The sequence below is a fragment of the Arthrobacter rhizosphaerae genome (assembly GCF_023062595.1).
Classification (GTDB): Bacteria; Actinomycetota; Actinomycetes; order Actinomycetales; family Micrococcaceae; genus Arthrobacter; species Arthrobacter rhizosphaerae.
Genome location: NZ_JALLAN010000010.1, coordinates 100,184 through 112,890, shown reverse-complemented (window position 1 = coordinate 112,890; position 12,707 = coordinate 100,184). Strand labels below are relative to the sequence as shown.

The 12,707-nt window shown below is 62.9% G+C and carries 12 protein-coding genes and 1 tRNA gene; 6 read left to right on the top strand and 7 right to left on the bottom strand.

What is annotated here, in order from left to right:
* Positions 1-122: 122 nt before the first annotated feature.
* Positions 123-196: transfer RNA gene (locus MU551_RS14575), tRNA-Gly, on the top strand.
* On the opposite strand, the gene MU551_RS14570 is transcribed toward MU551_RS14575, so the two are convergent.
* From MU551_RS14570 to MU551_RS14555, 4 genes are all read right to left on the bottom strand, one after another.
* Positions 148-1,209: a squalene cyclase gene (locus MU551_RS14570; RefSeq protein ID WP_247045933.1), complete on the bottom strand. Its 1,062-nt coding sequence runs from the start codon at positions 1,207-1,209 to the stop codon at positions 148-150. The two genes, MU551_RS14575 and MU551_RS14570, sit on opposite strands and share 49 nt — an antisense overlap.
* A 15-nt stretch (positions 1,210-1,224) precedes the next feature.
* On the bottom strand, positions 1,225-2,139 hold the full coding sequence (locus MU551_RS14565) for an Fpg/Nei family DNA glycosylase (protein WP_247045781.1): 915 nt from the start codon (positions 2,137-2,139) through the stop codon (positions 1,225-1,227).
* Positions 2,139-2,633: a ribose-5-phosphate isomerase gene (locus tag MU551_RS14560; protein ID WP_247045779.1), complete on the bottom strand. Its 495-nt coding sequence runs from the start codon at positions 2,631-2,633 to the stop codon at positions 2,139-2,141. The genes MU551_RS14565 and MU551_RS14560 overlap by 1 nt, the downstream gene beginning before the upstream one ends.
* Positions 2,634-2,701: 68 nt before the next feature.
* Positions 2,702-3,694 carry a hypothetical protein gene (locus tag MU551_RS14555; protein WP_247045777.1) on the bottom strand — a complete coding sequence of 331 codons (993 nt, stop codon included), beginning with the start codon at positions 3,692-3,694 and terminating at the stop codon, positions 2,702-2,704.
* Between the two features lie 145 nt (positions 3,695-3,839).
* Here MU551_RS14555 and pepN point away from each other — a divergent pair, with 145 nt between their 5' ends.
* Positions 3,840-6,395: an aminopeptidase N gene (gene pepN / locus MU551_RS14550; RefSeq protein ID WP_247045775.1), complete on the top strand. Its 2,556-nt coding sequence runs from the start codon at positions 3,840-3,842 to the stop codon at positions 6,393-6,395.
* Positions 6,396-6,398: 3 nt separating this feature from the next.
* A complete protein-coding gene (locus MU551_RS14545; RefSeq protein ID WP_247045773.1) occupies positions 6,399-6,878 on the top strand; it encodes an OsmC family protein in 480 nt (159 codons plus the stop codon).
* Here MU551_RS14545 and MU551_RS14540 read toward each other — a convergent pair.
* Complete coding sequence (locus MU551_RS14540; protein ID WP_247045771.1) at positions 6,875-7,870, bottom strand: NAD-dependent epimerase/dehydratase family protein; 996 nt, start codon at positions 7,868-7,870, stop codon at positions 6,875-6,877. The two genes, MU551_RS14545 and MU551_RS14540, sit on opposite strands and share 4 nt — an antisense overlap.
* Before the next feature lie 144 nt (positions 7,871-8,014).
* Between MU551_RS14540 and MU551_RS14535 the strand changes: the two genes are divergently transcribed.
* Positions 8,015-8,680 (top strand): mechanosensitive ion channel family protein, encoded by a 666-nt coding sequence (locus MU551_RS14535; protein ID WP_247045769.1) that lies wholly within the window; start codon positions 8,015-8,017, stop codon positions 8,678-8,680.
* A 2-nt stretch (positions 8,681-8,682) separates the two neighbouring features.
* Positions 8,683-9,153 carry a globin gene (locus MU551_RS14530; RefSeq protein WP_281507193.1) on the top strand — a complete coding sequence of 157 codons (471 nt, stop codon included), beginning with the start codon at positions 8,683-8,685 and terminating at the stop codon, positions 9,151-9,153.
* A 9-nt stretch (positions 9,154-9,162) separates the two neighbouring features.
* On the opposite strand, the gene MU551_RS14525 is transcribed toward MU551_RS14530, so the two are convergent.
* Complete coding sequence (locus MU551_RS14525; protein WP_247045767.1) at positions 9,163-9,822, bottom strand: DUF8185 domain-containing protein; 660 nt, start codon at positions 9,820-9,822, stop codon at positions 9,163-9,165.
* Positions 9,823-9,885: 63 nt separating this feature from the next.
* Here MU551_RS14525 and tesB point away from each other — a divergent pair, with 63 nt between their 5' ends.
* On the top strand, positions 9,886-10,863 hold the full coding sequence (gene tesB, locus MU551_RS14520; protein ID WP_247045765.1) for an acyl-CoA thioesterase II: 978 nt from the start codon (positions 9,886-9,888) through the stop codon (positions 10,861-10,863).
* Between the two features lie 119 nt (positions 10,864-10,982).
* On the opposite strand, the gene ettA is transcribed toward tesB, so the two are convergent.
* Entirely contained in the window at positions 10,983-12,665 is a 1,683-nt protein-coding gene (gene ettA / locus MU551_RS14515) for an energy-dependent translational throttle protein EttA (protein ID WP_247045763.1), read from the bottom strand.
* Positions 12,666-12,707: the final 42 nt, after the last annotated feature.

Below are 12,707 nucleotides of genomic sequence, written 5' to 3'. Positions count from 1 at the left end.
ATTTTGGCTTGGAATGCACATTTGACACTTGGGGCATGAATTAGGTTTAGTTGTATCCGGCTTGAAGAAGCCACCGGAAAGATCTGCGAGAATAGCTACAGACGCTGTTATTGCGCCTTCCCGGGGACGTAGCTTAATGGTAAAGCCTCAGTCTTCCAAACTGATTACGCGGGTTCGATTCCCGTCGTCCCCTCCAGTTGCCAACACCCCGGTCCTCGGATCGGGGTGTTTCTTTTTGTTCTCCGCGTCCCACCACGAAAGCACACGGGTGCCGTAGAAAGTAAGCCACTTGGACGGCTCGCCAGGAGGCACGTCGACCTCGAACCACACACGCCCGGGATGGCGGCGTTCCTGCAGCCAGGTACCGTCAGGACGGCGCGCTGCCCGGATCACCTCCATGGCTTCTGCGAGCCGGGGATCGGGTTGCGTGCCATCATGCAGCGCAGCCGCGCGAAAGTAATCCGTTACATTGAGCGCGCTGTAGAACCAGCGGAACGGATAAGCGAACATGGTGACCCACGGGCCGACGAACTCCCCCGTGGACAGGCTGCGAAGCAGCCGCCGCTGCAGCAAGTACTCCTCCCCTGCCCGGCGGGCCTCGCGATGTGCGTCGCTGCCGCCCGTCGCTGCCTCAAAATCCAGCAGGCCCTTCAGCGAGTTAAGCGTGGAATGGAAGGAGGAGCGGGTGGAGCCCTCCATCCACTCGCAGTTCCAGCCGCCGTCGGCCATCCGGTGGTGCAGAAACCACTGGGCCACGTCCGAGACATCGGCCCCGAGCCAGAGGCCGTTGGAAAGGGTGAACGCATTAATGCAGCAGTCCACCTCGCCGCCCCAATACGGGAGGTTGTTGTACTCCCAGCGGCTGTTGGCCGCCAGCAACCCGGCCGTACCGGCGAGCGCACCTGCATCCATTCCCCAGTCCCGGAGGGTGTTGAGCGCATAGGCCGTCGCGGTCCACGGCTGCCCTGCATCTTCAGCGGCCTCGGGCCCGTTGAAGTCGAAGTCCTTGGGGTAGTACGCTCCGCCGGCCCATTGGCCGTCCGGATCCTGCAGTGCGAGCAGCCGCGCTCCGAAGCCCTCTGTAGCGATACGCGCCCGGGTTGCCCGCCACACGTCCGGAGGCGCGTCCAGAAGGTCGCGCTCCACTTGCCACCGCAGCGCCGGGTCGGCGTCGAGCAGCCAGTCGAGCAGGGCTGGGTCGGGGGCCATCGTTGACAGGCTATCTCAAACCGTTTGCTGGCAGACAGGGCACCAATAGAGTTTTCTGGCCGAGAGTTCGGTCATTGCTATGGGCGTACCGCAGACCCGGCAGTCGAGGCCCTGGCGGCGGTAGGTGAAGTGGGCTTCGTCCTGGTCCGGCAGGAGATTGGGCCCGGCGGACCAATAGGCGGCGGGGGTGGTGATGATCCTCCCGTCCCGGGCGCCGTCGGACATCACCGACATTGCGTCGTCCCACAGTTCTTCTGCAGCGGAAGGTGTCAGCGACGTCCCGGTCAGCCAAGGGTTTAGCCGCTGCCTGAAGAGCAGCTCCGCCCGGTAGACATTTCCGACGCCGGCAATCACCTTTTGATCCATCAGTAACGCCGCAATGGGTGTTCGCCTGGTCAGCACGCCACGCACGAAGACTTCCCTGTCCCCCGGTCTGTTCGGCGCCGCCGGAAGGTTCCGCAGCGGATCCGGGCCCAGCCGCTTGAGAACGGCGGCAAGCTCCTCCTCGGTAATGACGGCACACGTTGTGGCTCCCCGAAGGTCAGCCCAGCCGTGACTGTCCACGAGCCGTACCCTCACGGCGCCCACCGGCTCCGGCGGGCCGGCGTACACGGCGGGAGCGGCGTCGTCGAACACTTCCTGCTCTCCCACTGTGCGGGGAGCACCGATGCTCGAGGCGCCCCGGAAGGAATCATCTCCACCGAAGTTCCAGGCCCCGTACAGGCCCAAATGGACGTGCAGGAAAAGGCCGTGGCTGAACTCGAGGAAGAGGTGTTTTCCGTGCGCCTGGGAAGCGGAAAGCGTGTGTCCGTCCAGGAGCCTCGCACCAGCGGAGAACCGTCCCTGGGGGCTGCTGACGGTGAGCCGTTTCCCCAGGAAGATGTCCCGGAACTGCCGGGCGAGGCGGTGGACCGAGTGCCCTTCGGGCACTAGTCGATGACCTCACCGGTGGTCTCGTAGGCGGCGATCTTTGAGATTCTGCGGACGTGCCGTTCGTCGTTGCTGAAAGGTTCCTTGAGGAATGCCTCGATGAGCGCGGTGGCTTCCTCCACGCTGTGCTGGCGGCCACCGACTGCGACGACGTTCGCGTCATTGTGTTCGCGAGCCAGGGTGGCGGTGGAGTGGTTCCAGGCCAGCGCCGCCCTCACGCCCTTGACCTTGTTCGCCGCGATCTGTTCACCGTTCCCGGAACCGCCCAGGACAATCCCGAGAGCGTGGATACCCGCCTGCTGGTCTGCAACAACAGCCAGGGCTGCGTTGATGCAGAAGGACGGGTAATCGTCGAGAGCGTCGTAGACCTTGGGTCCGTGATCCACTACGTCATACCCCATAGAGGTGAGGTGGCGGACGAGGTGGGCGCTGAGCTCCATACCGGCGTGGTCTGTGGCAATATGAACCCGCGGAAATGAAGGGGATGTGGTCACGGCGTTGTCCGTTCTGGTGGTGAGCACCGGGAAGCGTCCGGGCTGTCTGGGGGTTGAAGCTAAGACTACTAGGAACGGCCCTCACCCCGCGCGCGTGCGGCGACTCGTGACAACACCTCAGCCAGCCTCTGCGCGGAATCCGGATTGCCGCCGCTGATAACTGCCCTTTGTCCGTCCGTTTGCTTCAGCACCACAGCGGGACCACTGCTGACCAGCACGGCTGTAGTGTCCCCGTGGCTCCGGTATCCCCAGCCGCCGTATTCTGCGGCCCGCACATCGGATACGGCGGCAGAGGAGATTGTGGCTGCCGGAACGTTCATGACGCGGACGAATCCTGCCACAAAGACCCGAAGCCCGCTCCGGTCAGCAGTGACCCGCGCAAACAGGAACGCTGCCAGTACCGCGGCGACGGCCACCAGCAGCCCGCTGAGCCACGGGAGCGCCAGCGCAATCAGCGTTGCAGGGAACAGCGTGGCGACAACGAGCATCACAAAAACAGAACTGCGGGCATGGACCCAAAGCCTGACCTTATCGCGCGCCAGATCCGGATCCAGTTCCTGCTCCAGGGCCTGTTCCAGGGCACGGTCATCATCAACCGACCACTGCTCATCTGCCTTGAAAACAAAGCCCACCACCACACCCATGGCAAGGGCAAAGCCGCTTCCCATCGCGAGGACTATGGCGTCAACCTGCGCCAAGCGTGCGTCAATCACCCCCGCCTGACCGACGAGCACCGCGGCCAGAACAGCGGTTATGAACAGGCTCAGCGAGATACCTGTTCCCATCATGATCCTGCGCATGAGCACCGGTCTGGAGACGGGGACGGCCTGCAGCAGGACCAGCCAGCTGATAATCACAATGAGGCCTCCTCCGACCCCCACAAACGCCGGAAACGGCGCAAAGCCCGTCACGCCGTCGGACGTCCACAGGACAGCCAAAGGCTCGGGGAGGTCGGGACGGAGGAGAACGGCGCACACCACGAACGCCGCTGCCAGCAACACCGGAAATCCCAAAGCGAACCTGAGGGCCTTGGCATCCACAGCATCACGGAACGTTCCCATGGTTCAAAGCTACCCCTACCGACGGGCGTGTGAGCCGCCTAACTTGCCAACGGTGCCCGAAATGAAAGAATGACTTCACAGTGCTTGGTGGAGGCGGTTTCCCACCGGCAGCCGCAACCTTTTTGGAGGCAACACTTTGCCAGGTATGAACCTGACGCGCGCCGAAGCACGCGAGCGCGCCGAACTGATCATCGTCGAGTCGTACGAAGTCAGCCTGGACCTGACCAAAGGGGACAAGGTCTTCGGCACCACCACCGCCGTGAATTTCACTGCAATACCCGGTTCGTCCACCTTTATCGACGCAGTGACGGAGACTGTCCACAGCGTCACGCTCAACGGGGAGGCCCTGGACCCTTCCGTAGTGGCCGACGGTGTCCGGATCCAGCTCCCCGAACTTGCGGAGCGGAACGAACTCCTGGTGGTTGCGGATGCGCCCTACATGAACACGGGCGAAGGCCTCCACCGCTTTGTCGATCCGGTAGACAACGAGGTCTACCTCTACACCCAGTTTGAGGTCCCGGATTCACGGCGGATGTTCGCTGTGTTTGAACAGCCAGACCTCAAGGCGACCTTCACGTTCACTGTCACGGCCCCCTCACACTGGAACGTGGTTTCCAACTCGCCCACACCAGCCCCGGTGGAAACCATCCCGGCCGTCGATGGCGGAGCGCGGTCCGTGTGGGAATTCGCCCCGACACCGCGGCTGTCCTCCTACGTCACGGCCCTCATCGCCGGGCCGTACCAGTCAGTCAGCAGCGAGGTGAAGAGCTCTGACGGCAGGGTGGTCCCCCTGGGCATCTACGCCCGGAAATCGCTGATGCAGTATCTCGACGCCGATAACATCTTCGACCTGACCCGGCAGGGCTTCGAGTTTTTCGAAGCCCAGTTTGGCTGCCCGTATCCTTTCGACAAGTACGATCAGCTCTTTGTTCCCGAATTCAATGCAGGGGCCATGGAGAACGCCGGCGCGGTGACCATTCTGGAGGGCTATATCTTCCGCGGCAAGGTGGCGGAGGCGCAGGTGGAGCGCCGTGCAATCACGGTGCTGCACGAGCTGGCGCACATGTGGTTCGGGGACCTGGTCACCATGCGGTGGTGGAACGACCTGTGGCTGAACGAGTCGTTCGCGGAGTACATGTCCCATCTGGCCGCGGTGGAAAACACCAAGTTCGATCGCGCCTGGACCACCTTCGCTTCAGTGGAGAAATCCTGGGCTTACCGTCAGGACCAGCTGCCCACGACGCACCCCATTTTTGCCGAAATCAACGACCTGCAGGATGTTGAGGTGAACTTCGACGGCATCACCTACGCCAAGGGAGCTTCGGTGCTGCGCCAACTGGTGGCCTGGGTGGGCCCGGAACAGTTCATGGCAGGCGTGCGGGAGTATTTCCGTAAGCACGCCTGGCAGAACACGGAGCTCAGCGACCTGATGGCGGAGCTGGAGACGGCCAGCGGGCGGGATCTGGACGCCTGGGGCCAGCTCTGGCTCGAAACAGCCGGAGTCAACACCCTCAAACCCGAACTGTCAGTCGACGGCGAAGGGGCCATTTCCTCGTTCGCCATCCTCCAGTCCGCTGTTGAGGACCAGCCCACTATCCGCCCCCACCGACTCGCCGTGGGGTTTTACAACCTCACGGGCGCCGGCAAGCTTGAGCGGGTCCACCGCGAAGAGCTCGACGTCGACGGCGAGCGTACGGAGGTTCCTGCCTTGGCCGGGTTGCAGCAACCTGACCTCATCCTGCTGAACGACGATGACCTGGCCTATGCCAAGGTCCGTCTGGACCCTAAATCCCTGGAAACGGCCACGGCGCACCTCAAGGACTTCAGCGAGAGCCTTCCGCGCACCCTGGTCTGGGGTTCAGCCTGGGATGCCGCCCGCGACGGTGAAACGCCCGCCCGCGGCTACGTAGAGCTCATCCTCGCCAACATCGCTCAGGAATCGGACTCCTCGGTCATCCTGGTCCAGTTGCGCCAGCTCGCCACCACGTTGAACTTCTACGTGGCAGAAGCCCACAAGGAAGCCACGGCAATTTCGGCAGCGGACCTGCTGTGGGAACTCGCAGGTGCTGTCCCGCCGGCTTCGGACGCCCAGCTGCAGTTCGTCAAGTCCTACGCCCTCCTCGCCAGGAGCGCCGGACAGCTTGACACAGTTTCGGGTCTGCTTGACGGTTCGGTGGTCCTTGAAGGGCTTAGCGTTGACCAGGACCTCCGCTGGGAGCTCCTGGCTTCGCTGGTTGCCGGTGGCCGGGCTGATCAGGACCGGATTGACGCGGAACTTGAACGCGACAACACCTCCAACGGCCAGAACGCAGCAGCACTGGCTAAAGCGGCCATTCCCACCCCCGAAGCCAAAGCTGCTGCCTGGGAATCGATCGTGGTCAAGGGAGAGCTTTCCAACGCCTTGCAAGCCTCGGCTGTTGCCGGCTTCTCCAGGGTCCTGGACTCCTCACTCCTCGAGCCGTACGTGGACAAATATTTCGACGCCGTCCCGGGCATCGTGGCATCCCGCACCCATGCGCTGGCCCAGCAGATCGTCGTCGGGCTGTACCCCTCCCAGCTGACAACGCAGGCAACGGTGGACAGGACGGATGAGTTCATCGCCGCCCTTCCCGAGGAAAGCGCTGCCCTCCGGCGCATGATGCTGGAAAACCGCGACGCCGTTGCCCGGGCTCTGCGGGCACGGAAGGCTGATGAGGATTAGGACATGACACTGGCTGAGCACCGCTATGCCGTCACTGTTCGCTGGACAGGCAACCTGGGAACCGGGACGTCAGCTTACCGGGCCTATTCCCGCGACCACGACGTCCAGATCGAAGGGTTGCCTGTCCTCAAGGGCTCGGCCGATCCCACATTCCATGGGGACAGGACGCGCTACAACCCCGAACAGCTGTTACTCACGGCCCTGTCGCAGTGCCACATGCTGTCCTTCCTTCACGTGGCAGTGAAGCGGGGGGTTGTTGTGACAGCCTACGAGGACCATGCGGACGCCGTGATGCGCCTCAACCGGGACGGCAGCGGCCAGTTCGAGGAGGCCACCCTCAATCCCCATGTGACGACGGCGGACGTTACTCCGGACGGGCTGTTGGCGGACATGCATCACGAAGCCAACCAGTTGTGCTTCATCGCAAGGAGCGTGAACTTTCCTGTCCGGCATTCCCCGACTTCCGAGGTCGCCGCTGCCTAGCCTGCAGCGAGCAGTCTGGCTACCAGACGGCGTTCAGTCGCGGGACTGAGCCCGGCTTTCCGCTCCCTGTCCAGTCCGCGGCTCCGTTCATCCTCGAGCGTGTCACGGAGGGTGTCCTGCCAGGGCCTCAGGGTAAGCCCGCGCGCAACGGCGGCTGAGTTGCTGCGGGCACAGAACCCTTCGTGGTCCGGCGGCAGCCAGAGCGGCAGCGAATCCGGCCCCGCCCAGGGAGCAACTCCTTCATTGATGAGCCACTCTTCGGAGGCCTTGACTGTATCCGTGGCGCCAGTCAGCCTTTGCGATTCCTCGATGTACTCCCGGAAAGGGACCACTGCGCCAACCGCGTTCAAAGGTTCCGTGATCCCCTGCCGGGCTGCATGCAGGATCCAGGCGGCGAGATCCCTGACGTCGATAATCTGGGTGGCGGCGTCGGGAATGTCCGGTACCAAAACGGTGCCATTGCGCCCGGCGGCGGCCCGCGCAAAACGGGCAGGCCAGTACCCGTAGCGGTCGGTTCCGTCGCCTGGCCCGCTGATCAGGCCTGCCCTGCAGAGATGGGCCGGACGCATCCTGAGGGTCAGCGCCTCGATGGAAGACTTGGCCTCTCTATAGACTTCGGGAGAGAATGGTGAGCCGTCGGGCAGCGGGTCCAGCAGCCTCGCTTCCTCGCCGGCTCCCGGTACTGAATGATCTGCATAGACGGAACAACTCGACACAAAGGTCCAATGCGCAGCCCGGTCCCCCAACGACTCCAAGGCAGCCCCCGCTTGCTGCGGATCGCGTGCCACGTCGATGACTGCGTCCCATTCCCGGGCGGCTTCAGCGTAGGCGGCAGCTCCTTCGCTGCGGTCCGCTCTGATCCAGTGGGCGCCGGCCGGGGGTGCCGCGGTTGAACCCCGTGCCAGGCACGTCACATTGTGGCCGTCTGCCACTGCCTGCCGGGCAATTTCCGCCGAAAGGAACGCTGTACCGCCAAGAATCAGGATGCGCATGTGGCCACGCTACGGCGCTAGTGTTGAAAGTAACCAGAGTTTATGCGCCGGGTGAACGCCGGTGGAGCCCGGTGGAGTCCGGCAGAAATAACCCGTAGAAATAACCCGGCAACAGCCGGTCTGCAGTGAGGAGCACATCCACAGATGTACAGCACGTTGTCGATCGCACCGCCCCTTACGTCCGCAACGGACGGAATCAGCGTTCCGGGAATTGTGATCAGCCTGGGTGTTGGCGTCGCCATCTGGCTGGCGGCGACCTTCGTGATTTCCCGGATCTCCCGACGGGTCGCATCCGGGAGCACCTTCTTCAAGAAGCCCCACTTCCGCTGGGTGGCCCCTGCATTGCGCGCCCTAGACCATGAGCGGCGTGTACAGCGTGCCAACACCATCGGTTCCCTGCTCAACAGTGTGGTGGGGGTGCTCGTCGCGACCATCACCACCATGTATGTGCTCCGCAACCTGGATATCGACATTGCCCCTCTGCTGACGAGCGTGGGCATCCTGGGTATCGCGATCGGCTTCGGCGCCCAGCAGCTGATCCGCGACTTCCTGGCCGGCATCTTCATCACCATTGAGGACCAGTACGGGATCGGTGACGTCATCGAGACCAGCGAGGTGGTGGGCACCGTGGAGTCCATGGGCTTGCGGATCACCAGGGTACTCGCCGAGGACGGCACCATCTGGTACCTGCGCAATGGTGAGATCCTCCGGGTAGGCAACCGGTCACAGGGGAACTATGTACCGCCGGGGCCGCAGCCGGAAGTTACAGACGACGATGAAGTACCAACACCGCAGAAAGCCGGAGAGTAGTTATGACCAATCCACCCGTCGAGCCCGGACAGCCGAAGATGCTGATGCAGAATGATCCCTTCAGCCAACCCGGCTATACGGACAACTTCTACGACGCCGTGGGTGGCCACGATACGTTTGTGAAGCTCATTGACGTCTTCTACGACGGCGTCGCAACGGACCCGATCCTGCGGCCAATGTATCCCGAAGAGGATCTGGGACCGGCGAAGCGCCGCTTCCTGATGTTCCTGGAACAGTATTGGGGCGGGCCCACCACCTATGGGGAAGAACGCGGCCACCCCAGGCTCCGGATGCGGCACATGCCGTTCAGCGTCACTCCTGAAGCGAAGGACCGGTGGCTGCTCCACATGCGGACGGCCGTTGACTCCCTCGAGCTTCCGCCACTGTATGAAAATACTCTGTGGGACTACATGGAGCGTGCCGCGTTGTCCATGGTGAACAGCCCTTCCGGTAACGGCCCCTCACCCGCCTAGGGGTATCGGTCAGAGCCCTGCAGCGCTCCTGGCCAGAACGTGGCCTCTGGGGCTGCTGAGCCTGAACCAGCGCCCTGCGCGGTAAAGCTGGTGCTCGCCGCTCCCGAGAAAACCCAAAGTAAGGGCAGCGAAGGCCGCTCCGGTGGGAAGTCCCCCGGCTCCGGGAAGCTCGCGCCCCCACACCGAAGCCCTTGCGTTGTTGACTATCAGGGCGCCGGGCTTGTCCGGAACAATCTGCGCCACCTCGGAGATCCCGGCTTCCGCGGCGTCTTTCAGGGCAGAGTCTGTAAGTGAGCCCAGGAGCTCCCAACCGCTCCTTGGCGCACCCACTCCTGCCCAGGACTCGGTGACCGTCGACGGCGGAACGGGGAGTTCGACGTCGGACTCCCCTGCCCGTGCCAGACGGTCAAGGACCGCTGCGAGCGTGACAGTTACGTCCGCTTCGGCTGGCTCCGCCAAGGCCATGGTGCGCAGGCCGAGGATGGTGGGAGTGGCTTCGCCGAGCAGCCTCGGCCGCAATACGCAGACATAGGCGGCAAGAACCGAGCCGGAGGCCTGCAGCCGGATGGCGCCGTCGTCCACCGCCTTTGCGCGGGTCACGTAGGTGCGGAGGTCCGCCAGATCCTGGGGATCGGCGAAGCGGAAGGGCTGGGTGAGAACATCGGACACCTTAAGGACTCTACCGCCAGGCGCCCGGTTGAGCAGTACCGGGGTGACGTCTAGAGTCAAACCATGACTGAAGCGGAAGCCGGATTGCAGGCGTTGCCCACGCAGGACCCCACCACCTCCTTGATCGAACTTCTTGATCTCGGGGAACTCGAAGGTGCCCGGACGGATGAGGACATTTTTATGGGCCCGTCACAGCGGCAGCCGCGGCAACGCGTTTTCGGAGGCCAGGTTCTGGCACAATCCCTTATTGCCGCAAACCGCACCGTGGATCCGGCCCGCCACGTGCATTCGATGCATGGATATTTCCTCCGCCCGGGGGATGCAAACCAGCCCATCACTTTCGGCGTGCAGCGTCTTCGTGACGGAAGGTCGTTCTCGGCCCGCCGTGTCCACGCTTACCAGGACGGCACTCCGATCCTCTCCATGATCGCGTCCTTTCAGGAGGAAGACGAGGGCCTTGACCACCAGTCCGAGATGCCGGTGGGAATTCCGGACCCTGAATCCCTCCCCAGTACTGCCGACCTTCTGGGCAAGTACGATCATCCCGTGGCCCGGCATTGGGCCTATGAGCGTCCCATAGACATCCGGCACGTAGACCCCGCGCTGTATGTGTCCGCCAACGGCACCAAAGAAGCCAGGAATGCGGTCTGGATGAAAACATTCGGTCCGATGCCTGACGACGCCAACATGCACCGGGCCGCGCTCGCCTACGCCAGCGATTACACCATCCTGGAATCGATCCTTCGCAAGCACGGCCTCAGCTGGGTCACCCCGGGCATGAGTGTCGCCAGCCTTGACCATGCCATGTGGTGGCACCGCCCGGTACGGGTGGACCAGTGGTTGCTCTACGTGCAGGAGTCACCCAGCGCCCAGGGTGCACGCGGCCTGGCCACCGGCAAGATCTTCGACAGGGAAGGCCGGCATGTTGCCTCTGTAGCCCAGGAGGGCATGGTCCGGATCCCCACAGACCTGAAGAACAAGGTGGTGGGTGCTGTCCAGTCCAAGGTTTTAAAGCACCAGATGCGCAAAGCCGAACGGTAAAAACAGCAACGGTAAACAGCGTTAAGCAAACGAAAGGCCTGCCTGGCGGGTGACGCCCGCCAGGCCGGCCTTTTCGTTTCGGGACTGTTCGCCCCTGGTTTTCGGCTTTTCCGTGAGGATCAGTCTCGCGTGAGGCGCCGGTGAGTCACACGGTGCGGCTTTGCGGCATCGGGACCGAGTCGCTCCACCTTGTTCTCCTCGTAGGACTCGAAGTTGCCCTCGAACCAGTACCACTTGGACGGGTTCTCCTCATCACCTTCATAGGCGAGGATGTGCGTGGCCACCCTGTCGAGGAACCAGCGGTCGTGCGAGACGACCACGGCGCAGCCGGGGAATTCCAGGAGGGCGTTCTCAAGGCTGCTGAGTGTTTCAACGTCGAGGTCGTTAGTGGGTTCGTCAAGGAGCAGGAGGTTTCCGCCCTGCTTGAGGGTCAGAGCCAGGTTCAGGCGGTTACGCTCACCGCCGGAAAGCACTCCGGCTTTCTTCTGCTGGTCCGGGCCCTTGAACCCGAAGGCTGCCACATACGCCCGCGAGGGCATCTCTACGTGGCCTACCTGAATATAGTCCAGGCCATCGGAAACTACTTCCCACAGCGTCTTGTTGGGATCGATACCGCCGCGGCTCTGGTCCGCATACGAAATCTTGACGGAATCACCGATCTTGAGATCGCCACCATCGAGCGGCTCAAGCCCCACGATGGTCTTGAACAGGGTGGTCTTACCCACGCCGTTGGGGCCGATGACGCCGACGATGCCGTTGCGGGGCAGCGAGAAGGACAGCCCGTCAATGAGGGTCCTGTCCTCAAAGCCCTTTTGAAGGTTCTTGGCTTCGAGCACAAGGCCACCCAGGCGGGGTCCTGGCGGAATCTGGATCTCTTCGAAGTCGAGCTTGCGGGTGCGGTCAGCTTCGGCTGCCATTTCCTCGTACCGGGCCAGTCGGGCCTTCGACTTGGTCTGGCGGCCCTTGGCGTTCGAGCGGACCCACTCAAGCTCTTCCGTCAGTCGCTTGGCCTGCTTGGCGTCCTTCTTGCCCTGAACTTCCAGGCGCGCACGCTTCTTCTCCAGGTAGGTGGAGTAGTTGCCTTCATACGGGTACAGGTGCCCGCGGTCCACTTCGGCGATCCACTGCGCTACGTGGTCAAGGAAGTAGCGGTCGTGGGTCACGGCAAGAACGGCGCCGTCGTAATTGGAAAGGTGCTGCTCAAGCCACAGCACGCTCTCGGCGTCAAGGTGGTTGGTGGGCTCATCGAGAAGCAGCAGGTCAGGCTTCTGCAACAGCAGCTTGCACAAAGCCACGCGACGGCGCTCACCGCCGGACAGGAGAGTCACGTTGGCATCCGCAGGCGGGCAGCGCAGAGCATCCATTGCCTGTTCCAGCTGTGAATCCAGGTCCCAGGCGTCGGCAGCATCAATGGCTTCCTGCAGGTGACCCATTTCTTCGAGCAGTGAATCATAGTCGGCGTCGGGGCTTGCCATTTCCTCCGAGATCGCGTTGAAGCGCTCGATCTTCCCGATGATTTCGCCAACGCCCTCCTGGACGTTGCCGAGGACTGTCTTTTCTTCGTTCAGCGGTGGTTCCTGGAGCAGGATGCCCACTGAGTAGCCAGGGCTGAGCCGCGCTTCACCGTTGGAGGGTGTATCCAGGCCGGCCATGATCTTGAGAATGGTGGATTTACCGGCGCCGTTGGGGCCGACCACACCGATCTTGGCTCCGGGAAAGAACGACATACTGACGTCGTCGAGAATGAGCTTTTCGCCAACAGCCTTGCGGGCCTTGGTCATTGTGTAGATAAATTCCGCCATGGTTCCAAATCTAGTGGGTCGGCCCGGATAACTCACATTCGG